This is a genomic window from Georgenia sp. 311, assembly GCF_006151955.1.
Lineage (GTDB): Bacteria > Actinomycetota > Actinomycetes > Actinomycetales > Actinomycetaceae > Oceanitalea > Oceanitalea wutianyii.
In genome coordinates this window covers 19,499-45,230 of record NZ_VDFS01000037.1, presented here as the reverse complement: position 1 = coordinate 45,230, position 25,732 = coordinate 19,499, and the positions used below count along the sequence as shown (strand labels likewise).

Sequence of the window (25,732 nt, the reverse complement as noted above, 5' to 3'; positions counted from 1 at the left end):
AGATCACGGCGTGGTCGGCCGCCGAGCTCGGCGTCGTGTGCGTCCTCGGCGCCGGCGCCGGGACGGCCCTCGCGGCGCTCGTCGTCGGCCGGCTCGACGGCGGGGAGGCCCAGCGGGCGGTGATCCTCACCGTCGGTGCCGCCGTGGCCGTCGTCGCGCTCCTCGCCGGGACGGTGGTCGCCGGGCTCCAGGCGCGCGCCGCGGCTCGGCGGACGGCCACCGACCGCTCCGGCCGGCTCCGGGGCGCCGCCGCAGCCGGGACCCTCGTGCTCACCGGGGCGGGCGCCGCCCTGTCCACCTGGCAGCTGCTGCGGCACGGCACCCCCCTCCTCGACGACGGCGGCGCCGACGTGCTCGCCGTCCTTTCCCTCGGCGCCCTCCTCGCCGCCCTCGCCGTCAGCGCGCTCGCCCTCCTCGGCCCGCTCGCCCGGGTGGTCGCCGGGCTCCTCGCCCGCCGCCGTGGGCTCGTCGGCGTGCTCGCCGCGCGTCAGGTCTCCCGGCGAGTGCGCGCCTACGCCGTCCCCCTCGTCCTCGTCGTGCTCGCCGTCGGCGCGACGACGGTCTCCGCGTCCTTCGCCGGTGCCACCGCCGTCCAGCGCGAGCACGTCGCCGCGCTCGCCACGGGTGCCGACGTGCGCGTCGAGCTGCCGGCCGGGACCACCTCGCGCCTCGCCCGGCCGCAGTCGGTCTCGGCGGTGCCCTACCGCGAGCTGCCCGGCGTCTCCGCCGCCGGCGTCGTGCTGCGTGAGGCCGGACGCTTCGGTGAGGTGCCGGTCGCGCTCACCGCCCTGCCCGCCGGCCGGCTCGACGACCTCACCCGCCTGCCCGACGGACTCGGCCTCACCGGCGCCACCGCCGGGCTCGCCACCGCCGCGCCCGGCGTCGCCCTGCCCGACGGCGCCCGCGCGCTCGACGTCACCGTCCGGGCCTCCCTCGCCGCGGCCGAGGGGGCGGAGGACGTCCTCGAGGCCGAGGCCGCCTCGCTCCTCGACCGTCTCGTCACCCTTGACGGCCTGTCCCCGGAGGAGGCCGCGGCGGTCGTCGCCGACGAGCTCGCCCGGCTGCGCGAGGGGGACTTCTCCCTCGCCGCCGCCCTCTGGCTGGCGGACGCCGACGGCGCGCTGAGCATGATCGACGTCGGGGAGCTCCCGGCCGACCCCGACGGGCAGGACGCGCTCGTCGGGCCCGAGCCCGCGGAGCACCGGCTCCGGGTGGCCCTGCCGCCCGGCGGGCCCTACCGGGTGGTCGCCCTCGACCTCGCGGTCAGCGGGCCGCGCTACGGGTCGGTCTTCACCTACGACGTGGCCTCCCTCGCCGCCGACGGCGCGGACCTGCCCCTGGGCACGTGGGCGCCGAGCGACGCGCTCGGGCCCGCAGTCGACGTCGAGCCGCCGCTCGGGCTGCGGGGGGCGCTGCCGGCCGGGACGGACACGGCCGAGGCACGGCTCGTGCCCGCCGACGTCCCCGCCGCCGTGCCCGCCGTCGTCACCGCCCACCTCGCCGCCACGGCCGACCTCGCCGTCGGGGATGCCCTGCCCCTCGCGCTCGCCGGTACCTCCGCCGACCTCACCGTCACCGCCGTCGCGGACGCCCTGCCCGGCGGTCTGGAGGAGGACGCCGTCCTCGTCGACCTCGCGACCCTCGGGCAGCACGTCCTGGCCCGGCAGCCCGGCCCCGTGCTGCCCCGGCAGGTGTGGCTCGCCGTCGCCGCGGACACCGACGCCGCGGACGTCGCGTCGGCCGCCCGTGAGCTCGCCGGCCGTGAGGCGCAGGTCGAGGTCGCGGGGACGGGCCGGACGGACTCCGCGGCCTCGGTCCGCCAGGCGTTCTGGATCGCGGCGGGCGGGTCCGCGCTCCTCGCCCTCACCGGCGTCGCCGCCGTCGTCCTCGCCCTCGCCCGGGAGCGGCGCAGCGAGGTCATGGTGCTGCGCGCGCTGGGACTGCCGCCGGCCGCGCAGGCGCGCAGCAGGGCCGCCGAGCTCCTCGGGGTCGGCGCGCTCGGCGCCGTGCTCGGCGTCGTCGCCGGGTGGCTCGCCTCCGCGGTGCTCGTCCCCACCCTCGCCCGCGCCTCCGCCACCGACGTCTCCCCGCTGCCGCTCGGCGGCCGCCTCGACGTGCTGCCGGCGCTCGGCGTCCTCGCCGTCCTCGCGGGCGGGCTCCTCGTCGTCGGCGCCACGCTCGCCGCCCGCGTCCGGGCCCAGGCGCTGGACGCCGAGTACCGGGAGGAGGTGCGATGACCGGCCTCCTGCGCCTCACCGCCCGGCAGGCCACCGCCCACAAGGCGGTCCCCGTCGCCCTCGTGCTCCTCGTCCTGCTCGTCTCCGGTGTCGTCACCGCCTGGCCCCGGCTCCTCGCCGGCGTCGACGACCGGCAGACCACCCACGAGATCGCCGGGGCCAGCCCGCTCGCGCGCGACGTCGTCGCCGTCCTGCCGGACACGTGGCCCGACCTCCCGGCGCCCGCGCCCGGCACGACGCCCTTCGCGCCCGAGGTCGAGGAGAGCCTCGGCGGGACGCTCGTCGCCCTCGAGGAGCTGCGCGCGGCGCAGCCCGAGCCGCTGCGCAGCATGCTCGGCGACCCGCTCTTCTGGGTCGCGACGCCCCCCTTCGACGTCCAGGCCCCGCCCGACCCCGTCATCGGCACCCAGCGGCTCAGCCTCAAGGTCGACCCGCAGCTCGGCGAGCACGTCGAGCTCACCGCCGGCCGCTGGCCCGAGCCACCGACGCACGTCGACCCGTACGCGGGGCTCAGCGACGCCGAGCGCATCTCCCTCACGCTCGACGAGGAGACCGCCCTCGTCCGGCAGGCCATCGCCGCGGGCGGCCCGCTCGAGGTCGTCCTCGCCGCGCCCGCTGCCGAGGCGCTGGAGTGGGAGGTGGGCACCGAGCGGCGGGTCGTGGGCAACACCGTGCCCGTGCTCCTCACCGGGACGTTCACCGCCCTGGACGCCGACGACGGCTTCTGGGTGCACAACCCGCAGTCGGCCGAGCCGTACCTCGTCGACGACCTCAACCTCGGCACCTCGGCGCTCGCCGCCGCCTACGTCAGCCCGGCGTGGGACGGCCGGCTGCCCACGCAGTTCCCCGTCTCCTCCGTGCGCACCCAGCTCTGGTACCCGGTGGAGGTCGGGGCGCTCGCCGCGCAGGACGTCGACGACGCCGCCGCCCAGCTCACGCGATTCACCGCGCCCCAGACGCTCGGCACGGGCGAGACCGGCCCGCTGCCCGTCCGCTTCGCCAGCGACCTCGGCGGCGTGCTCGACCGGGTCGCCCAGCAGCAGGCCGTGACGTCGACCGTGCTCGCGATCATCGCCGCCGGACCGCTCGGGGTCACCCTCGCCGTCTTCCTCCTCGCCGCGCGGCTGCTCGTCGCACGCCGCCGGCCGGGCCTGGCCCTCATGGCCGCCCGCGGCGGCTCCGGCCGGCAGCTGCGCTCGATGCTCGCGCTCGAGGGGCTCGTCCTCTCACTGCCCGCCGCCGCGGCCGGGGCGGTGCTCGCGGTCCTCCTGCTCCCGGGGCGCACCCGGCCCGCCGACCTCCTCCTCACCGGGCTCGTCGCGCTCGTGCCCGCTGTCATGCTCGCGGCCACCACCTCCCCGCGCGGGCTGCGCGAGAGCCGCGCCGACCTCGGCCGGCGGCCCGGGCGACGCCGGTGGGTCGTCGAGGCCCTCGTCCTCGGAGTCACCCTCGCGGCGCTCGTCCTGCTCCTCCAGCGCGGCGTGGAGCCCGGAGCCGGGGAGACCGACCTCCTCCTCACCACCGTGCCGCTGCTGCTCGCCGTCGCGACCTGCGTCCTCGTCCTGCGCGCCTACCCGCTGCCGGTGCGGGCGCTGGCCGGGGTGCTGCGCCGGCGCCGCGGCGTCACTGCCTTCCTCGGCTCGGCCCGCGCCGTCCGCGACCCCGCCGGCGGCCTCGTCCCCGCCGTCGCGCTCGTCATCGGGGTCTCGGTCGCGATGTTCTCCGTCGTCCTCAGCTCGACCATCGAGGCGGGCGTGCAGACCACCGCGTGGCGCGCCGTCGGCGCCGACCTCCGCCTCACCGGCCCGATCTTCGACGAGGAGCACGTCGCCGAGATCGCGGCCGTCCCGGGGGTGGCGGCCGTCGCCTCGATCGGGGACGCCGGCACGGTGAGCGTGTCGGGGGAGCGCCTCGACCTCGCCGTCCTCGACCCGGACGACGTCCGCGCCGTCCAGGCCGACGGCGTCGGCATCGCCACTCTCCCCACCGCCCTCACCGCGGGGCCGGGCAGCGGTGACGCCGTGCCCGCCGTGCTGTCCGCCGGGGCGGCCGACACCCTCGGCGCGGGGGTCGGCGACCGCCTGGAGGTGGCGGTCGGTGACGGGCTCGCGCTCGACGTCGTCGGCGTCATGGACGCCCTCGCCGGGGCCGGAACCACGGGCGACGTCCTCCTCGACGCCGCCGCGTTCACCGAGGCGACCGGCCGCAGCGTGCTGCCCCGCACCCTCCTGCTCGACGTCGCCGACGGCCAGGACCCGACGACCGTCCTCGACCGCGTCCGGGAGGTCGAGCCGGTCGCCCGGGCGCAGAACCCGGCGGGCGACGCCGGGAACTTCCTCGCCTCGCCGATGGCCGGGGGGATGAACGCGGCGCTCGCCGTCGCCGTCGTGCTCAGCCTCGTGCTCGTCCTGGTCGCCGTCGTCATGACCCAGCTCATGGGGGCGCCGGCCCGTGGGCGGCTGCTCGCGGTGCTGCGCACGCTCGGGCTGGACCGGCGCCAGGCGCGCGGCATCGTCGCGTGGGAGCTGGCGCCGCTCGCCGTCGTGTCGGTCGTGGCCGGCGGTGTGCTCGGCGTCCTCGTGCCCTGGGTGGTCCTCGGGGCGATGGACCTCACCGCGCTCACCGGCGGCGCGGAGCAGCCGGCGCTGGTCGTCGACCACGTGTCCGCCGGCGCGGTGCTCGGCGGGGTCCTTGTCGTGACGGCCGCGGCCGTCCTCGTCTCGACGATGATGAGCAGCCGGGCCGACGTGGCCACCGAGCTGCGGATGGGTGAGGAGACATGAGCGTGAGGGACCTGACCGGCGAGCCGGACATCCTCTGCCAGGGGCTGGTACGCATCTTCTCCACCGAGGGCGTCGAGGTGCAGGCCCTCCAGGGGCTCGACCTGCGCGTCGACCGGGGCGACGTCGTCGCCATCGTCGGGGCCTCCGGCTCGGGGAAGTCGACGCTGCTCACCATCCTGTCCGGGCTGGACCGGCCGACGGGCGGCACCGCCGTCGTCGCCGGGACGGACCTCGCGACGATGAGCCGGGCCGACCGCGTGCACTACCAGCGCCACACCGTCGGCTTCGTGTGGCAGCAGACCTCGCGCAACCTCCTGCCCTACCTCACCGCCGCCGAGAACATCGCCGTCCCGCTCGTCCTGTCCGGCGCCAAGGCCCGCGCGGAGCGCGTGGAGGAGCTGCTCGAGCTGCTCGGCATCGAGCACTGCCGCGACCGCCGGCCCGAGCAGCTGAGCGGCGGTGAGCAGCAGCGCACCGCGATCGCCGTCGCCCTGGCCAACTCACCGCGCGTGCTGCTCGCCGACGAGCCCACCGGCGAGCTCGACGACGCGACGAGCGCCGAGGTCCTCGAGGCGCTGCGCGGCGCGTCCGAGCGGCTCGGTGTCACCGTCCTCATCGTCACCCACGACCCCACCGTCTCCGAGCACGTGCGCCGCACGGTGCAGATCCGCGACGGCCGCACCGCCACCGAGGTGCTGCGGCGCACCGAGCGCGACGACTCCGGCGCGGAGGTCCACGTCGCGGAGGAGTTCGCGGTGCTCGACCGGGCAGGGCGCCTCCAGCTCCCCGAGGAGTTCGTCAGCGCACTCGACCTTCGCGAGCGGGTGCGCCTGGCGCTGGAGCCCGACCACGTCGGCGTCTGGCCCGACGGGTCGTCGCGGACGAGTCCGCCGACTGCCTGTGGCCGGGCCGGCCACGAGGAGGAGCGCACCGATGCCTGAGACGCTGCTGACCGCCGACCGGGTGAGCCGGGTGTTCACCACCGGCGCCGGGGACGTCCACGCCCTCACCGACGTGAGCATGGCGGTGACGAAGGGGGAGCTCGTCGTCGTGCGCGGGCCCTCCGGCTCCGGCAAGACGACGCTGCTCAACCTGCTCGGCGGGCTCGACCGGCCGACGAGCGGACGGGTGCTCCTCGGTGACGGCCGGGAGCTGTCCGCGCTGCCGGAGAAGGAGGTGCTCGCCGTGCGGCGCTCCCGGATGGGGTACGTCTTCCAGTCCTTCGGTCTCATCCCGGTCCTGTCCGCCGCGGAGAACGTCGAGATCCCGCTGCGGCTGCTCGAGGCGGAGCCGGCGGAACGGGAGACGCGGGTGGCCGCGGCGCTCGACCTCGTCGGCCTGGCGGGGCACGCCCGGCAGCGGCCCTACGAGCTGTCCGGCGGGCAGCAGCAGCGGGTCGGCATCGCCCGGGCGCTCGTGGCCGAGCCGGACATCCTCATCGCCGACGAGCCGACCGGCCAGCTCGACTCCGCGACCGCCGCGACGATCATGGACCTCATCTCCGAGCTCACCCACGCCCGCGGCCTCGCCGCCGTCGTCTCCACCCACGACCCGGTGCTCATGGCCCGCGCCGACCGCGTCGTCGAGCTCCACGACGGCGCCCTCCTCACCCCCGCCTGACCCCCAACTCCCTCTGGGACGCCCCCTGGCGCCCGGGGACGCCCCGTGCGCGGGGCCGTGGCTCCGCAAAGGGGTGTCCCAGGCGAGGGGTCCGGAGGCGGCGCGCCGACCCCCAACTCCCTCTGGGACGCCCCCTGGCGCCCGGGGACGCCCCGTGCGCGTGCCCCTGGATCCGCAAAGGGGTGTCCCAGGCGAGGGGGGGTGCGTTCGCGCGCCGACTGACGGTGCTCCCCGGGGCTGGCCCGCGCTGCTGGGATCCACGGACGGGCGGCGCTCGCGGACGGGCCGAGCCACGCGTCGGGCATCGTGCCCCGATGGGACTCGTGCTGGACCCGCCGGAGCTGCCGCCGATCGTCGTGACCTCCGGTCTCGACGCCAAGGCCGTGCGCGCGATGGTGCGCGCGGGCGGCTTCGACCGGGTGCGTCGTGGCGCGCTCACCCCGCGCGCCGACGGTGGGTGGCAGGCGCAGGAGCGTGAGGCGCTCGCCCGGATCGCGGCGGTGAGCCGCAAGCTGACGAACGGCGCTGTCGTCAGCCACTCGTCCGCGGCGCTGCTCCACGGGCTGTGGCTCTACCGGGTGCCCACCGTCGTCCACGTCACGCAGCGCGCACGGGCGAACGGGCACGGCGCACCGGACCTCCGCCGTCACCGCGGGCCCTTCGGCGACTCCTCGGTCACCGTGGTCCACGGCATCCGCGTCTCGACGATCGAGCGCACCGTCGTCGAGTGCGCGCGCACGATGCACCCGCGCGACGCGCTCGTCGTCGCCGACTCCGCCCTGCGCGCGCTCGTCCGCCCCGACCGGTTCGACCGGGAGCCCGTCGCGGATCACGTGGCCGAGCTGAAAAGGCGCCTCACCGAGATGGTGGGGCACGGGCGAGGCCATGGACGACGGCGGGCGCGGGCCGTCATCGCCGCGGCCGACCCGTTCGCGGAGTCCCCGATGGAGAGCGTCGTGCGGTGGGTGGCCGTCTCGCGCGGCCTGCCGACGCCGACCGTGCAGCTGGAGGTCCGCACCCGCGGCGGGACGTTCTACGCGGACCTCGGCTGGGAGTGGACCGAGCAGCGGCCGGACGGGTCGCGGGTGGTCGTCCTCCGGGTGCTCGTGGAGTACGACGGCGAGCTCAAGTACCTGCCGGAGCTCGGCCTGGTCCGCAGCCACGCCGAGGCCTCCGCCGCGCTCGTCGCCGAGAAGCGGCGCGAGGACCTCGTCCGGGAGGACGGCGTGACGCGGGTCCTGCGCGTCACCCGCACGGACCTGCGCGACCCCGACGCGCTGGCGGCCCGCCTCGTCGCTGCGCTCCCGGCCTCCGTCCGCCGGACGCTGGACCCGGTACCCGAGCTCGTCGTCCCGCCCCACACCCGCCTCATCTGAGACGTCCGGCCAGCTCGCCCGCGCCGTCGTCGTCCTCCTCCTGCCGTCTGGGACACCCTTCTGCAGGCGTCGAGCCCCGTGCAGGGGGCGTCCCCGGGCGCCAAGGGGTGTCCCAGAGGGGGAGGGGGGCGGGGTGGTCGCCGGGCGGCGGGGGCCGGCGCGGCCCCCTCTGGGACGCACGTTTGCGGGCTCACGGCCCTGGGCAGGGGGTGTCCCCGGGCGCCAGGGGGCGTCCCAGAGGAGGGGGCGTGCTGTGGGACACATCTCGGCGCCCTGGGCGCGGCGGCTTGCGGGGAGTAGAATTTATCGGCGGCACTCGATCATCGGGTGCCCTCTCTTCGCCCGACAGCCTTCTGGCTCAGCGTGACCAACGCGCGGGCGCCCCAGCCTCGAGGAGCTCCGCGTATGCCCGTCCGCACTGACCTGCGTAATGTCGCGATCGTCGCCCACGTCGACCACGGTAAGACCACCATGGTCGACGCCATGCTCTGGATGTCGGGCGCTTTCGGTGACCACCAGCACGTCGACGAGCGGGCGATGGACTCCGGTGACCTCGAGCGCGAGAAGGGCATCACCATTCTCGCGAAGAACACCACGGTGCACTACACCGGGCCCGCCGCCGCCGCACAGGGCGCCCCCGACGGCGTGACGATCAACGTCATCGACACCCCCGGCCACGCCGACTTCGGTGGTGAGGTCGAGCGCGGCCTGTCCATGGTCGACGGCGTCGTCCTCCTCGTCGACGCGAGCGAGGGCCCGCTGCCCCAGACCCGCTTCGTCCTGCGCAAGGCGCTCGCGGCCAAGCTGCCGGTCATCGTCGTCGTCAACAAGGTCGACCGGCCCGACGCGCGGATCGCCGCCGTCGTCGCCGAGACGACCGACCTCCTCCTCGGCCTCGCGGGCGACCTCGCCGACGAGGTCCCGGACCTCGACCTCGACGCCGTCCTCGACGTGCCCGTCGTCTACGCCTCCGCCAAGGCGCGCCGCGCCTCCCTCGAGCAGCCCGCCGACGGCGCGCTGCCGGACAACCGCGACCTCGAGCCGCTCTTCGAGACGATCCTCGCGACGATCCCCGCCCCCACGTACGAGGCGGACGCGCCGCTGCAGGCGCACGTGACCAACCTCGACGCCTCCCCGTTCCTCGGCCGCCTCGCGCTCCTGCGCATCCACAACGGCGAGCTGCGCAAGGGCCAGAGCGTGGGCTGGGCCCGCCGCGACGGCACCCTCAAGCCTGTCCGCATCTCCGAGCTCCTGCGTACCGTCGCCCTCGATCGCGTCCCGACCGAGGTCGCCCACGCCGGTGACATCGTCGCCGTCGCCGGCATCGAGGAGATCACCATCGGTGAGTCGCTCGTCGACCTCGAGGACCCGCGCCCGCTGCCGCTCATCACGGTCGACGACCCCGCGATCTCGATGACCATCGGCATCAACACCTCCCCGCTCGCCGGCAAGGTCAAGGGCGCCAAGGTCACCGCGCGTCAGGTCAAGGACCGTCTCGACCGCGAGCTCATCGGCAACGTCTCCCTCAAGATCCTCCCCACCGAGCGTCCCGACGCGTGGGAGGTCCAGGGCCGTGGCGAGCTCGCGCTGGCGATCCTCGTCGAGCAGATGCGCCGCGAGGGCTTCGAGCTCACCGTCGGCAAGCCGCAGGTGGTCACCAAGACCATCGACGGCCGCACCCACGAGCCGATGGAGCGCATGACCATCGACGTCCCCGAGGAGTTCCTCGGCGCCGTCACCCAGCTCCTCGCCCAGCGCAAGGGCCGCATGGAGACGATGTCGAACCACGGCACCGGCTGGGTGCGCATGGAGTTCGTCGTCCCCGCCCGTGGCCTCATCGGCTTCCGCACCAAGTTCCTCACCGAGACCCGCGGCACCGGCATCGCCTCCTCCATCGCCGAGGGCTACGAGCCGTGGCACGGCCCGATCGAGCTGCGCACCAACGGCTCGATGGTCGCCGACCGCGCCGGCGTGGTGACCCCGTACGCGATGATCAACCTCCAGGAGCGCGGCTCCTTCATCGTCGAGCCCACCTCGCTCGTCTACGAGGGCCAGATCGTCGGGGAGAGCGCCCGCGGTGACGACATGGACGTCAACATCACCAAGGAGAAGAAGCTGACGAACATGCGCGCGGCGGCCTCGGACTCCTTCGAGAACCTCGTGCCGCCGCGTCGCCTCACGCTCGAGGAGTCCCTCGAGTTCGCGAACAACGACGAGTGCGTCGAGGTCACCCCGGACGCGGTGCGCATCCGTAAGGTGATCCTCGACCAGACGGAGCGGGCGAAGGCGGCGGCCCGCCTCCGCCGCGCCTGACCGATGAGGTGATGACGTCGCAGCAGCAGCCTGAGCAGCAGCGCCTCCTCGGCGTCTTCGCCCACCCCGACGACGAGACGATCGGGGCGGGCGGGCTGCTCGCGCTCGCCGTCGCGGCCGGTGTCGACGTCTCCGTCGTCACCTGCACGCGCGGCGAGCGCGGCGACGTCGTCCCACCGGACCTCGCGCACCTGCGCACCGACCGTGACGGGCTCGCCCGTGAGCGGGAGGGCGAGCTGTCCTCGGCGCTCGCCGAGCTGGGCGTCCACCGTCACCTCTATCTCGACCAGGTCCCGGCCCTCGAGGGCCGGCGGCCGGCGCGCTTCCGCGACTCCGGCATGCGCTGGCTGCGGCCCGGCCTCGCCGGTCCCGCGGAGGACACCGGGTCCGAGGCGTTCACCGCCGTCGACCTCGACGTCGCGGCGCTCCTGCTCGCCGTCGTGATCCGCCACGTACGACCGACGGTGGTGCTCACCGAGGAGCCGGGCGGCGGGTACGGGCACCCGGACCACGTCCGCGCCCACGAGGTGACGACCCGCGCCGTCGAGCTCGCGGGGCTCGAGGACCCCGAGGTCCTGCCCGGGCTCGCGCCCTGGCGGGTGCCGACGGTGCTGTGGGTGGCGCAGGAGCAGGACCACGTACGGGCCGCGACGGCCGAGCTGCGCGACACCCTCGCCGGCCACGCGCCGCTCCACTCCCCGGAGGGCGCGGTCCTCACCGTGCCCGACGCCGTCGAGGAGCTGCCGTCCATCGCCGTGCCCGCCACGCAGGTCACCGCCTCCTTCGACGTGCGGCCGGTCGCCGAGCGGCTCGTCGCGGCACTGCGCCGCCACCGCACCCAGGCCCAGGCCGTCGCTCCCGTCGACGGGCAGCGGCTCGTCGGCTACTTCGCGCTGAGCAACGACGTCCTCGCCCCGCTGCTCGACCGCGTCTACGTGCGCACCGCCCCCGGGGACGACGCCACCGACCTCCTCGCGGCGCTCTCCGCCGTCACTCCCGCGGTGCCCGGCGGCGCCACCGGCGCGGCAGCGGACGACGCCCCGGGCGCCACCGTGCACCGGCTGCCGCCCCCGACCGCCGGGTTCACCCCCGAGCAGGCGGCCACCCTCGTCCGTTCGACCGGCTCCTCGAGCACCGCGCACGTCGGGCGCCCCGGCGTCGACCGCGGCGACGACGAGCGGCCCGAGCGTCCGCGCGCCTCCCGGCTCGCCCCGAGCGGTGGCGCCACCGGCGCCGTCGTCGCCGTGCTCGCGGGGATCGTCATGGCGACGCTCGGCACGGTCGTCCACCGCTACGCCGTCGAGGGCTGGCCGGTCGGCGTCGTCCTCGGGCTGGCCGGGGTGCTGTCCGCCGCGATCGCCGCGCGCGCCATCGCGGGCAGCGGCGGCCTGCTCCTCACCGTGCTCGCCGTCGTCCTCATGACCCAGGCGATGGCGTTCCTGCGCCCCGGCGGGGACGTGCTCGTCACCAACGAGACCGTGAGCTACGTGTGGCTCTTCGGGGCACCCCTCGTGTCCCTCGCGGCCGCCTTCCTGCCCCGACGGTGGTTCTCGGACGGGCGGCTGCGGTGAGCGAGGAGCTGGTGGAGCGTTACCGCGCGACCATGCAGCGCCTGGCCGCCGGCGTCACCGTCGTCACCCTGCGTCAGGGCGCTACCGACCTCGCGATGACCGCGACGGCCCTCACCTCGGTGTCCCTGCACCCGCCGATGGTGCTCTTCTGCGTCCACACCGACGCCCGCATCCGTGAGGCGCTCGACGCCGTCGACACCTGGGGCGTGAGCATCCTCGACGGCGAGGCCGGCGTCGCCGCCGAGCGTCTGGCCAGCCCCGGCCGTCCGGCCCTGGGGCAGCTCGTCGGCATCGACCACCACCGCGGTCCCCTCACCGGCGCCGCGCTCCTCGAGGACGCGCAGGGCTGGCTCGAGTGCCGCACCCAGTGGGTGCGCAACGCCGGGGACCACGACGTCGTCGTCGGGCAGGTCCTCGACGCCACCCTCGGGCGCACCGCCACCGGTGCGCTCGTCCACCACCTGGGGCGGCTGCGGCCGCTCGGCCGCCACTGACGCGCAGATGTCCTGCGAGCCCGGAGGTAAGAAGATGCGATCGGACACGTCGACCGACCAGTCGCTCCTCGTCGACTTCGCCGACGAGGAGCCGCGCCGTCGTCGCCGCGGCTGGATCATCGCCCTCGTCGCCCTGCTCGTCCTCGTGGGCGGCTACGTCGCGGCCTCGTGGTACCTCGGGGACCGCGTGCCCCGCGGGGCCACCGTCGCCGGCGTCGACATCGGCGGGCTCACCGCCGAGGAGGCCACCGCCCGGCTCACCGAGACGCTCGCCACCGCCACCACCGAGCCGGTCCCCGTCGCGCTCGGCGAGGCGGAGACCACCCTGGAGCCCACCGGGCTCGAGCTCGACGGCGAGGCGACCGTCGGCCAGGTCACCGGACTCACCTTCGACCCGCGCGTCGTCGTCGCGCACCTCCTCGGGATGTCCGAGGTGCGGCCCGTCGTCGACGTCGACGAGGACGCGCTGCGCGCCGAGGTCGAGCGGGTCGCCGAGACGCTCGACCGCGCCCCGGTCGACGGCGCGATCGCGCTGAGTGACGGCGAGGCCCAGGTCACCGAGCCGGAGGCCGGGCTGTCGGTCGACGTCCCCGCCGCCGTCGAGCTCGTCCGCGACGAGTGGCTCACCGGTGAGCGGCCGCTCGAGCTGCCCGGCACCGAGGTGCCGCCCGCCGTCGGGGCCGAGGCCGTGGAGACGGCGATGGCCGACATCGCCCGCCCGCTCACCCGTGCGCCCGTCGCCGTCGACATCGAGGGACGGCTCCTCGAGCTCACCCCCGCCGACCTCACCTCCGTCGCCAGCCTCGAGCCCAGCGACGGGCAGCTCGAGCTCGTCATCGACTCGCGCGCGCTGGCGGACCTCGTCCTCGAGCGCGACCCCGAGGTCCGCACCGCCGCCCGCGACGCCCAGATCGTCATCCGCGACGGCGCGCCGACCATCGTCCCCGGCGCCACCGGCATGGACGTCGACGAGGAGGTGCTCGCCGAGAGCGTCGCCGCGGCGGCCGTCTCCAGCACCGACCGCACCGCCGTCGCCGTCCTGCGTGAGGTCGAGCCGGAGTTCACCGTCGCCGACGCCGAGGCGCTGGGCGTCACCGAGGTCGTCTCGGAGTTCGCCACCCCGTTCCACAACGACGCCCAGCGCACCCGCAACCTCGTCGTCGGCGCGGAGAAGATCAGCAACACGCTCATCAAGCCCGGCGAGACGTTCAGCCTCATCGAGGCGCTCGGCCCGATCACGAGCGAGGCCGGGTTCGTCTCCTCCGGCGTCGTCGTGGACGGCCTGGAGACCAGCGGCATGGGCGGCGGGCTCTCCCAGGTCTCCACCACCGTCTTCAACGCCGCGTTCTTCGCCGGCATGGAGCTCGACGAGTGGCAGACCCACTCCCACCACTACGCCCGCTACCCCGAGGGCCGCGAGGCGACGGTCTACACCCCGAGCGTCGACCTCAAGTGGACCAACACCACCCCCTACGGCGCGCTCGTCCAGGCGTGGGTCGCCGGCGGGGAGTTCCACGTGCGGCTGTGGGGCACGAAGTACTTCGACGTGACGACGAGCACGAGCGAGCGGTTCAACTTCACCCAGCCCTCGACGGTCTACAACTCCTCGCCGTCGTGCGTGGCCAACAGCTCGCCCGAGCCGGGCTTCACGGTCACGGTCACCCGCGTCGTCTCCCACGACGGCACCGAGGTCGACCGCGAGTCGTGGACGACGCGCTACATCCCGTGGGACCGCGTCGTGTGCGGCTCCCCGCCCAGCGCCGACTCCCCGCCGAGCGACGGCTGACCCTCCGCGCCCTTCGGGGCCCGGCGCGGCGGGGGCGGTGGCACCGGCTTGCCGACGACGACGGCGGCGGCCGGGACCTCGACCTCCCCGCGCCGGGTCGCCACGACGGCGCGCTCGTCGTCCGCCCGCACGAGGTCACCGAGCGCGTCCGCGAACCCGCCCTCGGGCCTGCGGTAGCGGATCACCACGCGGGTGCCCGGCGGCCAGTCCGCCCACAGAGGTCTCACCCGGCCATTGTGCCGCGCGCCGCCGGCCGGGGCCCGGCGGTGGCCGACCGCTGCCGGGTGCCGCACGATGGGACGGCCGACCCGAGTAGGGGATACTAGGCAGCGGACCGACAGGCGCGGCGGAGGCCGTGCAGAGGGAGGGAACCCGTGACCTACGTCATCGCGCAGCCCTGCGTGGACGTCAAGGACCTGGCTTGCGTCGACGAGTGCCCCGTGGACTGCATCTACGAGGGCAAGCGGATGCTCTACATCCACCCGGACGAGTGCGTGGACTGCGGTGCCTGTGAACCGGTCTGCCCCGTCGAGGCGATCTACTACGAGGACGACGTCCCCGAGCAGTGGTCGGGGTACTACGACGCCAACGTCAACTTCTTCGACGGCATCGGCTCGCCCGGCGGCGCGGCCAAGATGGGCCAGATCGACAAGGACCACCCGCTGGTCGCCGCCCTCCCCCCGCAGGCCTGAGGGTGGGGCTGTTCGGCGACGCGCTGCCGAGCTTCCCGTGGGACAGCCTGGCCGGCGCGCGTCGCCGTGCCGAGGCGCACCCCGGCGGGATCGTCGACCTGTCGGTCGGGACGCCGGTGGACCCCACGCCGCGCGTGGTCCAGGACGCGCTCGTCGCGGCGGCGGACTCCCCGGGGTACCCGACGACGCAGGGCACCGACCGGCTGCGGCAGGCGGTGGTCGACTGGTTCGCCCGCCGTCGCGGCGTCCCCGGGCTGACCCCCGAGCAGGTGCTGCCGACGATCGGCTCCAAGGAGCTCGTCGCGCTGCTGCCCGCGCTGCTCGGGCTGGGTGAGGGCGACGTCGTCGTCCACCCCGAGATCGCCTACCCGACCTACGACGTCGGCGCGCGCCTCGCAGGCGCCGAGCCGTTCCCGGCCGACGCGACCACCGCCGTCGGGCCCGGCCGGGTGCGGCTGCTGTGGCTCAACTCCCCGTCCAACCCGACGGGCAAGGTGCTCGGCGTCGAGCACCTGCGCAAGGTTGTGGAGTGGGCGCGGGCGCGGGGCGTCGTCGTCGCGAGCGACGAGTGCTACGCCGAGCTCGGGTGGGCCGAGCCGTGGGCGAGCGAGGGCGTGCCGAGCCTGCTCGACCCGCGGGTGTGCGGCGACAGCCACGAGGGCCTGCTCGTCCTGTACTCGGCGAGCAAGCAGTCCAACCTCGCCGGCTACCGGGCCGCGTTCGCCGCCGGGGACCCCGCGATCGTCCGCAGGCTGCTCGAGGTGCGCAAGCACGTCGGGATGATGATGCCCGCGCCGGTCCAGGCCGCGCTCGCCGCGGCGCTCGACGACGACGAGCACGTCGCCGTCCAGCGCGAGCGGTACCGCGCCCGGCGCGAGACGCTCCTCGCCGCCTGCACGGCCGCCGGGCTGGCGGTCGCACCGGAGAGCGAGGCGGGGCTCTACCTGTGGGCCACGCTCCCCGGGCAGGACGCCGACTGCCGCGCCGTCGTCGCCGCGCTCGCCGAGCGGGGCATCCTCGTCGCACCCGGTGAGTTCTACGGGCCGGCTGGCGCGCGCCACGTTCGCATCGCGCTCACGGCGAGCGACGAGCGCATCGCAGCGGCCGCGGAACGGCTCGCGGCCGCGCCGCTCACCGTCTGAGGCACCCGGGTGACGCCCGGCAGGACCACTGCGCGTCATGGTTTACCCTTCATATGGAACAAATTGACCAGACCGTGCGGACCGATGGGGCCTCCGCCTCGACGGTGCGGCGGTCACGGGCGCCACGAGCGCCCGGAGTCCGACGCCTGAGGAGGCACCCCCTATGTCCGAGGCCACTCTCACCCCGGCGCAGTTCGACGTCGATGGCAAGCGGGTCGAGTTCGAACGCGTCCCGGCGCGAGAGGGCAACGACGGGGTGAAGATCGCCTCGCTGCTCAAGGAGACCGGGCTCGTCACGCTCGACCCGGGCTTCATGAACACCGCGTCGACGGAGTCGGCGATCACCTACATCGACGGCGACGAGGGGATCCTGCGCTACCGCGGCTACCCGATCGACCAGCTCGCGAAGAACTCCTCCTTCCTCGAGACCGCCTACCTGCTCATCTACGGCGAGCTCCCCGACGAGGAGACGCTCGACGCCGTCACCCGCCGGATCAAGCGGCACACGATCCTCCACGAGGACTTCAAGGAGTTCTTCACCGCCTTCCCGCGCAACGGTCACCCGATGGCCGTCCTCCAGGCCGGGATCTCCGCGCTCGCGACGTACTACCAGCACACGCTGGACCCGAAGGACCCGCACCAGCTGGAGACCGCCACGGTGCTCCTCATGGCCAAGGTGCCGACGATGATCGCCTACATCGCCAAGCGCGCCACCGGCCTGCCGCTGCTCTACCCGGACGCCTCGAAGAGCTACGTCGAGGACTTCCTGCGCATGACGTTCGCGCTGCCCTACCAGGAGGACGTCGACCCCGCGCTGGTCAAGGCGCTGGACATGCTCCTCATCCTCCACGCCGACCACGAGCAGAACTGCTCCACCTCCACGGTGCGCATGGTCGGCTCCTCGCACGCGAACATCTACGCCTCGATCGCCGCCGGGGTCGGCGCGCTGTCCGGCCCGCTGCACGGCGGCGCCAACGAGGCCGTGCTCGACATGCTCGGCAAGATCCAGGCCGAGGGTGGCGGCGTCGACGACTTCATGCGCAGGGTGAAGGACAAGGAGGACGGCGTCCGCCTCATGGGCTTCGGCCACCGGGTCTACAAGCACTACGACCCGCGTGCGGCCATCGTCAAGGAGGCGGCGCACGAGGTGCTCGGCAAGCTCGGCAAGTCCGACGAGCTGCTCGAGATCGCGATGGGCCTGGAGGAGATCGCGCTCAACGACGACTACTTCGTCGAGCGCAAGCTCTACCCGAACGTCGACTTCTACACCGGCCTCATCTACAAGGCCATGGGCTTCCCCACCCAGATGTTCACCCCGCTGTTCGCCCTGGGCCGCCTGCCCGGGTGGATCGCCCAGTACCGCGAGATGATCACCGACCCGGCGACGAAGATCGGCCGTCCCCGCCAGGTGTACATCGGCGAGACCGAGCGTCAGTACACGGACATCTCCGAGCGCTGACCCGCTCCCGCACGGCGACGCCCCGGCGTCCGGCTCTCTCCCGAGACCCGGACGCCGGGGCGTCCCGCATGTTGCGCCGGGGGTGCGGGGCGGGGCCGCCCCGCCGCGCCGCCCGGCGACCTGGGCGTGGAGGGGAGTGCGGGCCGGGGGCGGGCGGTGCGCCCAGTGGGCGCCGGCAGGCTGGTCAGGAGATGCGGACGACGGCGGGGGTGGTGGCGGGCGTCCCGGTCCGCTCCCACGCCGCGTCGTTGCCTGCGGCGCGGTCCCAGACGTGCCCGGCGACCTCGACGGTCGTCGCACCGGTGCTCGTGGCCGTGGCGACGGCCCAGTGGGCCAGGGCCCAGGCGAGCCGCTCGCCGTCCTCCCCGAGGTGCGTGGGATCCACGACGACGCCCGTACCGTCCGTCTGCGCCTCGATCCCGAAGTCCCGGGCGAGCCGCTCGGTGACGGCGGCCGCGACGTCGCCCGGCTCCTCGGGCATCGGCAGCCGGCAGGTGAGGGCGGCGGTCGAGTTCCCGGTGAGCGCGGAGGCGAAGGCGCGGCCCTCCGGCTCGTGGTCGGCGTAGGCGTCGGGGAACGCGGAGCGCTGGACCTCCTGGGCGGCCTCGGTGACCGGCAGCTCGGTGTACCCGGGCACGGTGACGAGGCCGTCGAGGAACGCGTTCGTCGAGTACAGGGGGTCCATGACCTGCTCGGGCGTGCCCCAGCCCTGGGAGGGGCGCTGCTGGAACAGGCCCAGGGAGTCGCGGTCCCCGTAGTCGATGTTGCGCAGCTTGGACTCCTGGACCGCCGTCGCGAGCGCGATGGTGGCAGCCCGGGCGGGCAGCCCGCGGCGGACCGTGACGGCGGTGATCAGGGCGGCGTTGTCCGCCTGGTCGGCGTCCAGCGCGTGGCGCGTGCCGTCCTCGAGCGCGACGACGCACGTCTCGCTCACCCGGTCCGGCACGGCCCAGGTGAGCAGTGCCGCGACCGCGGCGACGGCGACGACGACGAGGGTGACGACGGTGAGGGTCCCCCGGACGAGCCTCCTACGCATGGAGCGCGTCGTTGAGCGTGACCCCCGTGCCCGTGCGAGCGACCGCCTCGACGGCGCCGGTGACCGAGTGGCGGCGCAGCAGCAGCTGGTCGCGGCCGGAGAGCTCACGCGCGGCGACGATCGTCGGCGAGGACGCCCCCGAGCCGGGCGCGGGCAGGACGGTGACCTTCGTGCCCGCGGTGACGTACAGGCCCGCCTCGACCACGCAGTCGTCGCCCAGGGAGATCCCCAGGCCGCTGTTCGCGCCGAGCAGGCAGCGCTCGCCGATCGTGATGCGCTCCTGCCCGCCGCCGGACAGGGTGCCCATGATCGAGGCACCGCCGCCGACGTCGGTGCCGTCACCGACGACGACGCCCTGGGAGATGCGGCCCTCGACCATCGACCGGCCGAGGGTGCCGGCGTTGAAGTTGACGAAGCCCTCGTGCATGACGGTGGTGCCGGGGGCGAGGTAGGCGCCCAGGCGCACCCGGGAGGCGTCGGCGATCCGCACGCCCTCGGGGAGGACGTAGTCGGTCATCCGCGGGAACTTGTCGACGCCGTGCACGGTGAGGTGGCCGTCACGGGCGCGCAGCCGCACCCGGGTGGCGTCGAAGCCCTCGACGGCGCACGGGCCGGCCGAGGTCCACACGACGTTGGGCAGGACGCCGAAGATCCCGTCGAGGTTGAGCGTGTTGGGCCGCACGACGCGGTGGGAGAGCAGGTGGAGGCGCAGGTAGGCGTCGACCGTGCTGCGCGGCGGCTCGGCGAGGTCGATCTCCGCGGTGATGACCTTGGTCGTGACCCCGCGCGCCTCGTCGCGCCGCTCGGCCACGGGCAGGGCGGTCTCGGCCGGGGTGGCCGTGCCCTCCTCCCCCCGGAGAGCGGGACGGGGGTACCAGACGTCCAGGACGGTGCCGTCATCGGTCACGGTGGCAAGGCCGGTGCCGTACGCGAGAGTCATGGGACCAGCCTACGAGCGCGCGCGCCGGGGCCGTGAACCCTGCCCACCTGGTGTGCGCCGCCTCACCGGCCACCGGGCGACGGTGTGCGAGGCTGGGCCGGTGCCCGAGCCCACCCCCGCCCGCCCCTCGGGGCACACCGGCGACGGCTGGGTCGAGTGCCGCTGCGGGGCCCGGCACTGGGGCCGGTACGGGGCGGCCGGCCTGCTGCTGTGGCGCCGGCTGCCCGCGCAGGACGGCGGTGAGCGGGCCGGGAGCCACGAGGTCGTCCTGCAGCACCGGGCGACGTGGAGCCACCACGGTGGCACGTGGGGCGTGCCCGGCGGGGCGATCGACCCGGGGGAGACGGACGTGGCGGCGGCGCTGCGTGAGGCGTGCGAGGAGGCCGGGATCCTCCCGGCGGACGTCCGGGTGCGGGCGAGCCACCGGCTGGACCACGGTGACTGGACGTACACGACCGTCGTCGCCGAGGCGGCCGCGGACCTCACCCCGCGCGTGAGCGACCCGGAGAGCCTCGCGGTCGCCTGGGTCGAGGAGGAGGCGGTGCGCGAGCGCCCGCTCCTGCCCGCCTTCGCCGACGCGCTGCCCGCGCTCTCCGGGCTCCTCGGGCGGCGGCTCGTCCTCGTCGTCGACGGCGCGAACACCATGGGCGCCCGCCCCGACGGCTGGTGGCGCGACCGGGCCGCGGCCACCGTGCGCCTGCGCGACGGGCTGGCCGCCCTCGCGCGCGACGGGCTGCCGGCCGACGGTCTCGGGCTGCCCGGGCACGCGTGGTACCCCGACGTCGTCCTCGTCGCCGAGGGGCGCGCCCGCGGTGTGCCCGGGCTGCCGGGCGGTAGCGCCCTCGGCGCGCTCACCGTGGTCGACGCACCCGGTGAGGGCGACGAGACGATCCTCGCCGAGGCGCAGCGGCACGTGCGGCAGGGCGCGGACGTCGTCGTCGTGACGTCGGACCGCGAGCTGCGGCGACGCGTCGAGGTCGCCGGCGCGCGGACGGTGGGCCCGCGGCTCGTGCTGCGCTAGACGGGCTCGTCGATCTCGCAGATGACGCTGCCCGCGGAGACCGTCTGGCCGACGGCGGCGGCCAGGCCGCGCACCCGCCCGGCCCGGTGGGCGACGAGCGGCTGCTCCATCTTCATCGCCTCGAGCACGACGACGAGGTCGCCGGGGTCGACGGTCGCGCCGTCCTCGATGGCGACCTTGACGATCGTGCCCTGCATCGGGGAGGTGAGCGCCCCGTTGCTCGTGGGGCGCGGCGCGCTGCGCCGTGCGGGTCGGCGCACGGCGCCGCGGCCACCGCGTCCGGCCCCGATGCCCAGCCCGGCGGGCAGGACGACCTCCAGCCGCTTGCCGCCGACCTCGACGACGACGCGCTCGGTGGCGTCCTCGGCGCTGTCCGGGCTCGTCGCGCTCGGGTGGTGGGGGGTGGTGAGCGCGGTGAGGCGCTCGGCGAAGTCGCTCTCGATCCACGTCGTGTGGACGGCGAAGGAGGGGGCGTCCTCGGCGGCGAACTCCGGTGCGTCGAGCACGGCGCGGGCGAAGGGCAGCACCGTGGGGATGCCGGTGATCTCCAGCTCGCGCAGTGCGCGCCGGGCGCGCTGGAGCGCCTGGCGGCGGTCGGCGCCGGTGACGACGAGCTTGGCGAGCATGGAGTCGAACGCCCCGGAGACCGTGTCGCCGGCGCACACACCGGTGTCCACCCGGACGCCCGGGCCGCCGGGCCAGGTGAGCGCGGAGATCGTGCCGGGGGAGGGCAGGAAGCCGGCGCCCGGGTTCTCCCCGTTGAGCCGGAACTCGATGCTGTGGCCGCGGGTGGACACCTCGGTGTAGCCGAGCGGCTCCCCGGCGGCGATGCGCAGCTGCTCGCGCACGAGGTCGATGCCGGTGACCTCCTCGGTCACCGGGTGCTCCACCTGCAGGCGGGTGTTGACCTCGAGGAAGGAGATCGTGCCGTCGGCCCCGATGAGGAACTCGCACGTCCCGGCGCCCACGTAGCCCGCCTCGCTCATGATCGCGACGGACGCCGTGCGCAGCAGGTCGTCCTGCTCGGCGGTGAGGAACGGCGCGGGGGCCTCCTCGACGAGCTTCTGGTGGCGCCGCTGGAGGGAGCAGTCGCGGGTGGAGACGACGACCACGGTGCCGTGCTCGTCGGCGAGGCACTGGGTCTCGACGTGGCGGGGGCGGTCGAGGAAGCGCTCGACGAAGCACTCGCCGCGACCGAAGGCCGCCTTGGCCTCGCGGACGGCGGAGTCGAAGAGCTCGGGGACCTCCTCGCGGGTGCGGGCGACCTTGAGGCCGCGTCCGCCACCGCCGTGGGCGGCCTTGATCGCCACCGGCAGGCCGTGCTCGTCGGCGAAAGCGAGGACCTCCTCGGCGCACTCGACCGGGTCCGGGGTGCCGGCGACGAGCGGGGCACCGGCGGCGTGGGCGATGTGCCGGGCGCTCACCTTGTCACCGAGCGCGCGGATCGCGGCGGGCGGCGGGCCGATCCAGGTGAGTCCGGCGTCGATGACCTGCTGGGCGAACTCGGCGTTCTCGGAGAGGAAGCCGTAGCCGGGGTGGACGGCGTCGGCGCCGCTGCGGCGGGCGACGTCGAGCAGCTTGGCCGCGTCGAGGTAGGTCTCTGCCGCGCGCGAGCCGCCGAGACCGAAGGCCTCGTCGCTCAGCCGCACGTGGAGGGCGTCGCGGTCCGGCTCGGCGTAGACGGCGACGCTGGCCAGGCCCGCGTCCGTGCACGCACGGGCGATCCGCACCGCGATCTCGCCCCTGTTGGCGATGAGCACCTTCGTCAACGGGCGCCGGGTCGGCGACCCTCCAGAGGTGCTCGTCATGATGCTCCGATCTGCTCGCCGGTACCCGGGCGCGCGCTGCCCGGACCGCCTCACGGTATCCGCCCGGCGCGTGCGGTCCTATTCGCCACCCGCCCTGCCGGCGAAGTCTGTCGGCAGGAGCAACCAGCCCAGGAGCGGCTTGTGCCGACCCTACAAAACGGGCACGTCCGCGGTGCCGGAGGGGGCCGGTCGCCCGGCCCGGTCTGTGCCGGGCCGACAACTGCGCCCCGGCCCCGGCAGGTCTTCGGGAAGGTCAGCGCCGCCAGAGGTCGGTGAGCCGGACGCCGAGCTCGGCGAGCAGGGTGCGCAGGAGCGGCAGGCTCAGCCCGACGACGCCGTGGTGGTCGCCCTCGATCCGGCTGACGAAGGGCCCTCCCAGGCCGTCGACGGTGAACGCCCCGGCGACCGCGAGCGGCTCCCCGGTCGCGACGTAGGCCTCGATCTCGGCGTCGTCGAGGTCGGCGAAGTGGACGGTGGTGGAGGAGACGCCGCCGGTCTCGGCGCCGGCACCGGAGCGCCGGTCGACGAGCCAGTGGCCGGTGTGCAGGACGCCGGAGCGCCCACGCATCCGCCGCCAGCGGGCCACCGCCTCCTGCGCGTCGGCGGGCTTGCCGTGGACCTCGCCGTCGAGCTCGAGCATGGAGTCGCAGCCGACGACGACGGCGTCGCTCACGTCGCCCGCGACGTCGCGGGCCTTGGCCCGGGCGAGCAGGAGCACCTGGTCCGCCGGGCTCGTGCCCGGCTCGGCGTCGCGCAGCACCGCGGGCTCGTCGACCTCCGAGACCTGGACGTCGGGGTCGAGGCCGGCGGCCCGGAGGGTCGCGAGGCGGGCGGGGGAGGCCGAGGCCAGGAGGAGTCTCACGGGCAGTGAGCGTACGGGAGATCGGGCCGGCCCCACCCGCGCGGAAGGTAGAACGTCCCCGCCGCACCTCGGTGCCAGGTGCGACCATGGAGAGCATGAAGCGTTCAGCGATCTCGCGCCGCCCCCGCACGGGGCTCGTCGTCGCCGCCGCCGCGGCCCTGCTCCTCGCGGGGTGCGGCGACGCGGAGGAGCCGGCCTCCGACAGTACGACGACGGTCGCCACCGAGCAGCGCACCCCGGCCACCGGCACCACCGGGGACGTCACCGTCACCGACTCCTCCGTCATCCTCGGTGACCCCGACGCGCCCGAGCGGGTCCACGTCTACCAGGACCTCAACTGCCCCCACTGCCAGCAGCTCCACGACCTCATGGCCGGGGACGTCGAGGAGTGGGCGCAGGGCTCGGACGTCGCCGTCGAGGTCACCGTCGTCGACTACCTCGGCCCGCGCACGACGCACGCCTTCTCCACGCGGGGGGCGAACCTCCTCGCTCTCGTCGCCGACGTCGACCCCGAGGCGTGGCCGGCCGTCCAGGACGCGCTCCTGGACATGCAGCCGTCGACGACGACCGAGGAGATCACCGACGAGCAGCTGGTCGCGGCCGCGCGCGAGGCCGGCGCGGACCTCGACGAGGCCGACGTCGCGGCGCTGGAGTCCCTTGCCTACAGCGACTGGGTGGACGCGGCGACGGCGCAGGCCGCGGCCGCCGGGGTCAACTACATCCCGCAGGTGTGGGTCGACGGCGAGCTCGTCGGCGGGGAGACCCACGAGCAGACCCTCGAGCTCGTGCGGGAGGCCGTGACCGACTAGCGCCGGGAGGCGGGGGCGTCCGGGCGGCGGACGAGCGTCGAGCGCAGGACGTCCAGCCCGACCGACCCGACGTCGAGCGCGCGCCGGTGGAAGGCCTTGAGGTCGAGCTCCTCGCCCCGGGCGCGCGCCTCCTGCGCGGAAGTGTCGCGGATCTGCTCCCACAGCCGCTGGCCGACCTTGTAGGACGGCGCCTGCGCGGGCCACCCGAGGTACCGGTCGAGCTCGAAGGCGAGGAACCCCTCGGCCATGTTCGCGTTGGCCTTGAGGAACTCCCACGCCTTGAGCGCGTCCCACGTGCCGCCGCCGAGGTCCTCCGGTGCCCGCTTGCCGAGGTGGACGCCGATGTCGAGGACGACACGCGCGGCCCGCAGCCGCTGCCCGTCGAGCATGCCGAGGTGGTCGGCGGGGTCGTCGAGGTAGCCGAGGTCGGCCATGAGCCGCTCGGCGTACAGCGCCCAGCCCTCGCCGTGCCCGCTCACCCAGCAGGCCAGGCGCCGCCACGTGTTGAGCAGGTCCGAGCGGTAGGCGGTCTGCGCGATCTGGAGGTGGTGGCCCGGAACGCCCTCGTGGTAGACGGTGGTGAGCTCACGCCACGTGGCGAACTCGGTGACGCCCGGCGGCACCGACCACCACATCCGGCCGGGGCGGGAGAAGTCCGCGCTCGGGCCGGTGTAGTAGATCCCGCCCGTCTGGGTGGGGGCGATGCGGCACTCGAGGCGGCGGACCGGCTCGGGGATGTCGAAGTGGGTGTCGGCCAGCTCGGCGACGGCGCGGTCGGAGGTCTCCTGCATCCACGCCTGGAGCGCGTCGGTGCCGCGCAGCCGGCGTGCGGGGTCGGCGTCGAGCCGGGCCATCGCCTCGGCGGGGGTCGTGCCCGGTCCGTACAGCCGCGCCGCCACCGCGTTCTGCTCGGCGGTCACGCGGGCGAGCTCCTCACACCCCCACTCGTACGTCTCGTCGAGGTCGACGGTGGCGCCGAGGAAGTAGCGCGACCACAGCTCGTAGCGTTCGCGGCCCACGCCGTCGCGGGTGCCCGCCTTGGGGGCGAGCTCGCGGCGCAGCATCTGGGACAGCTCCCCGTAGGCGCGGCGTGCCTCGGCGGCCCCGGTGGTGAGGAGGTCGGCGAGCGCGCCGGACGGCTCGGAGCCGTCGGGGCGGGCCCCGGCGACGAACGTCGTGAAGAACGAGGTGCTCTCGTCCGCGAGCTCCTCCGCCTGCGCGATGCACGCCTCGATCTGCCGCCGCGCCGCGACCTTGCCGTCCACGGCCGCCGCGCGCAGGGACTCCTGGTAGCCGGCGAGGGCGTCGGGCAGGGCCGTCATCCGGCGGCCGATGGACTCCCAGTGCTCGGTCGTGTCCGTCGGCATGAGGTCGAAGACGTCGCGCAGGTTCTGCACGGGGGAGTGGATGACGTTGAGCTGGCGACCCACCTCGCCGGACATGTAGAGCTCGGCGTCCAGCCCGAGCCGCTCGCTCATCGCCGCCATCGTCACGACGTCGACCTCGTCGGCGGCCTCGAGCTCGGTGAGGTGGGCGACGGCCTCCATGGCTGCCTCCGCGCGGGCGAGGTGGCCGCGGGGCGAGAGGTCGGGCAGCTCGTCCTCGTGCCCGGGTAGTCCGAGGGAGGTCGCCGCCAACGGGTCGAGGGCAGCCAGCCGCTGGACGTAGTCCTCGGCCGTCGCGTCGATCCTGGTGGCTTCCCGCGGATTGTCGATCACGATTTCGGAGCGTATCGGAGCGCGGACCGTGCGTGAGTCCGCGGCTCACGGCGCTGGGACTGAGG

20 protein-coding genes are annotated in these 25,732 nt (G+C 75.1%); 14 read left to right on the top strand and 6 right to left on the bottom strand.

Annotated elements, in window-relative coordinates; translation table 11 throughout:
* The 9 genes from FHE66_RS06510 to FHE66_RS06470 all read left to right on the top strand — a co-directional run.
* Positions 1–2,237: ABC transporter permease (locus FHE66_RS06510; RefSeq protein ID WP_176554681.1), on the top strand; the 2,237-nt coding region annotated here is incomplete at its 5' end.
* Positions 2,234–5,020 carry an FtsX-like permease family protein gene (locus tag FHE66_RS06505; RefSeq protein WP_139072161.1) on the top strand — a complete coding sequence of 929 codons (2,787 nt, stop codon included), beginning with the start codon at positions 2,234–2,236 and terminating at the stop codon, positions 5,018–5,020. The genes FHE66_RS06510 and FHE66_RS06505, both read left to right, overlap by 4 nt.
* An 11-nt stretch (positions 5,021–5,031) precedes the next feature.
* Positions 5,032–5,961: an ABC transporter ATP-binding protein gene (locus FHE66_RS06500; protein ID WP_255303634.1), complete on the top strand. Its 930-nt coding sequence runs from the start codon at positions 5,032–5,034 to the stop codon at positions 5,959–5,961.
* Positions 5,954–6,640 carry an ABC transporter ATP-binding protein gene (locus tag FHE66_RS06495; RefSeq protein ID WP_139072159.1) on the top strand — a complete coding sequence of 229 codons (687 nt, stop codon included), beginning with the start codon at positions 5,954–5,956 and terminating at the stop codon, positions 6,638–6,640. Before FHE66_RS06500 ends, FHE66_RS06495 begins: the two co-directional genes overlap by 8 nt.
* 314 nt (positions 6,641–6,954) lie before the next feature.
* Positions 6,955–8,016 (top strand): hypothetical protein, encoded by a 1,062-nt coding sequence (locus tag FHE66_RS06490; protein WP_139072158.1) that lies wholly within the window; start codon positions 6,955–6,957, stop codon positions 8,014–8,016.
* 405 nt (positions 8,017–8,421) lie between these two features.
* A complete protein-coding gene (typA, locus tag FHE66_RS06485; RefSeq protein ID WP_139072157.1) occupies positions 8,422–10,329 on the top strand; it encodes a translational GTPase TypA in 1,908 nt (635 codons plus the stop codon).
* Between the two features lie 11 nt (positions 10,330–10,340).
* On the top strand, positions 10,341–11,900 hold the full coding sequence (locus FHE66_RS06480) for a PIG-L family deacetylase (RefSeq protein ID WP_139072156.1): 1,560 nt from the start codon (positions 10,341–10,343) through the stop codon (positions 11,898–11,900).
* Entirely contained in the window at positions 11,897–12,394 is a 498-nt protein-coding gene (locus tag FHE66_RS06475; protein WP_230976515.1) for a flavin reductase family protein, read from the top strand. Before FHE66_RS06480 ends, FHE66_RS06475 begins: the two co-directional genes overlap by 4 nt.
* A gap of 34 nt (positions 12,395–12,428) precedes the next feature.
* Positions 12,429–14,180 (top strand): VanW family protein, encoded by a 1,752-nt coding sequence (locus tag FHE66_RS06470; RefSeq protein ID WP_176554680.1) that lies wholly within the window; start codon positions 12,429–12,431, stop codon positions 14,178–14,180.
* Here the strand turns inward: FHE66_RS06470 and FHE66_RS06465 are convergent.
* The gene (locus tag FHE66_RS06465; RefSeq protein WP_255303627.1) at positions 14,111–14,407 is read right to left on the bottom strand and encodes an acetyltransferase; all 297 of its coding nucleotides are present in this window, start codon (positions 14,405–14,407) and stop codon (positions 14,111–14,113) included. The two genes, FHE66_RS06470 and FHE66_RS06465, sit on opposite strands and share 70 nt — an antisense overlap.
* 147 nt (positions 14,408–14,554) lie before the next feature.
* On the opposite strand from FHE66_RS06465, the gene fdxA reads away from it, so the two are divergent.
* The 3 genes from fdxA to FHE66_RS06450 all read left to right on the top strand — a co-directional run bounded on the left by fdxA (position 14,555) and on the right by FHE66_RS06450 (position 17,473).
* On the top strand, positions 14,555–14,872 hold the full coding sequence (fdxA, locus tag FHE66_RS06460; protein ID WP_139072154.1) for a ferredoxin: 318 nt from the start codon (positions 14,555–14,557) through the stop codon (positions 14,870–14,872).
* A 2-nt stretch (positions 14,873–14,874) separates the two neighbouring features.
* The gene (gene dapC / locus FHE66_RS06455) at positions 14,875–16,014 is read left to right on the top strand and encodes a succinyldiaminopimelate transaminase (protein WP_139072153.1); all 1,140 of its coding nucleotides are present in this window, start codon (positions 14,875–14,877) and stop codon (positions 16,012–16,014) included.
* 163 nt (positions 16,015–16,177) lie between these two features.
* Positions 16,178–17,473 carry a citrate synthase gene (locus FHE66_RS06450; protein WP_139072152.1) on the top strand — a complete coding sequence of 432 codons (1,296 nt, stop codon included), beginning with the start codon at positions 16,178–16,180 and terminating at the stop codon, positions 17,471–17,473.
* 184 nt (positions 17,474–17,657) lie between these two features.
* Here FHE66_RS06450 and FHE66_RS06445 read toward each other — a convergent pair whose 3' ends face one another.
* Entirely contained in the window at positions 17,658–18,509 is an 852-nt protein-coding gene (locus FHE66_RS06445) for a hypothetical protein (protein ID WP_139072151.1), read from the bottom strand.
* Entirely contained in the window at positions 18,502–19,449 is a 948-nt protein-coding gene (gene dapD / locus FHE66_RS06440; protein WP_139072150.1) for a 2,3,4,5-tetrahydropyridine-2,6-dicarboxylate N-succinyltransferase, read from the bottom strand. The genes FHE66_RS06445 and dapD overlap by 8 nt, the downstream gene beginning before the upstream one ends.
* Positions 19,450–19,549: 100 nt before the next feature.
* Between dapD and FHE66_RS06435 the strand changes: the two genes are divergently transcribed.
* The gene (locus FHE66_RS06435) at positions 19,550–20,470 is read left to right on the top strand and encodes an NUDIX domain-containing protein (protein ID WP_255303626.1); all 921 of its coding nucleotides are present in this window, start codon (positions 19,550–19,552) and stop codon (positions 20,468–20,470) included.
* Here the strand turns inward: FHE66_RS06435 and FHE66_RS06430 are convergent.
* Both FHE66_RS06430 and FHE66_RS06425 read right to left on the bottom strand, forming a co-directional pair.
* Complete coding sequence (locus tag FHE66_RS06430; protein ID WP_139072148.1) at positions 20,467–22,278, bottom strand: biotin carboxylase N-terminal domain-containing protein; 1,812 nt, start codon at positions 22,276–22,278, stop codon at positions 20,467–20,469. The genes FHE66_RS06435 and FHE66_RS06430 overlap by 4 nt on opposite strands.
* A gap of 253 nt (positions 22,279–22,531) precedes the next feature.
* Positions 22,532–23,146, bottom strand: coding sequence for a nucleoside triphosphate pyrophosphatase (locus FHE66_RS06425; protein WP_139072222.1), 615 nt, complete (start codon positions 23,144–23,146; stop codon positions 22,532–22,534).
* An 89-nt stretch (positions 23,147–23,235) separates the two neighbouring features.
* Between FHE66_RS06425 and FHE66_RS06420 the strand changes: the two genes are divergently transcribed.
* The gene (locus FHE66_RS06420; protein ID WP_168202632.1) at positions 23,236–23,949 is read left to right on the top strand and encodes a thioredoxin domain-containing protein; all 714 of its coding nucleotides are present in this window, start codon (positions 23,236–23,238) and stop codon (positions 23,947–23,949) included.
* Here the strand turns inward: FHE66_RS06420 and FHE66_RS06415 are convergent.
* Positions 23,946–25,667 (bottom strand): DUF885 domain-containing protein, encoded by a 1,722-nt coding sequence (locus FHE66_RS06415; protein WP_139072146.1) that lies wholly within the window; start codon positions 25,665–25,667, stop codon positions 23,946–23,948. The genes FHE66_RS06420 and FHE66_RS06415 overlap by 4 nt on opposite strands.
* Positions 25,668–25,732 lie beyond the last annotated feature (65 nt).

Coding starts and splice junctions, on each gene's coding strand:
- FHE66_RS06420 (WP_168202632.1), top strand. CDS start 23,236: ATGAAGCGTTCAGCGATCTCGCGCCGCCCCCGCACGGGGCTCGTCGTC.
- FHE66_RS06445 (WP_139072151.1), bottom strand. CDS start 18,509: ATGCGTAGGAGGCTCGTCCGGGGGACCCTCACCGTCGTCACCCTCGTC.
- FHE66_RS06490 (WP_139072158.1), top strand. CDS start 6,955: ATGGGACTCGTGCTGGACCCGCCGGAGCTGCCGCCGATCGTCGTGACC.
- FHE66_RS06430 (WP_139072148.1), bottom strand. CDS start 22,278: ATGACGAGCACCTCTGGAGGGTCGCCGACCCGGCGCCCGTTGACGAAG.
- FHE66_RS06495 (WP_139072159.1), top strand. CDS start 5,954: ATGCCTGAGACGCTGCTGACCGCCGACCGGGTGAGCCGGGTGTTCACC.
- FHE66_RS06505 (WP_139072161.1), top strand. CDS start 2,234: ATGACCGGCCTCCTGCGCCTCACCGCCCGGCAGGCCACCGCCCACAAG.
- FHE66_RS06450 (WP_139072152.1), top strand. CDS start 16,178: ATGTCCGAGGCCACTCTCACCCCGGCGCAGTTCGACGTCGATGGCAAG.
- FHE66_RS06480 (WP_139072156.1), top strand. CDS start 10,341: ATGACGTCGCAGCAGCAGCCTGAGCAGCAGCGCCTCCTCGGCGTCTTC.
- FHE66_RS06470 (WP_176554680.1), top strand. CDS start 12,429: ATGCGATCGGACACGTCGACCGACCAGTCGCTCCTCGTCGACTTCGCC.
- typA (WP_139072157.1), top strand. CDS start 8,422: ATGCCCGTCCGCACTGACCTGCGTAATGTCGCGATCGTCGCCCACGTC.
- dapD (WP_139072150.1), bottom strand. CDS start 19,449: ATGACTCTCGCGTACGGCACCGGCCTTGCCACCGTGACCGATGACGGC.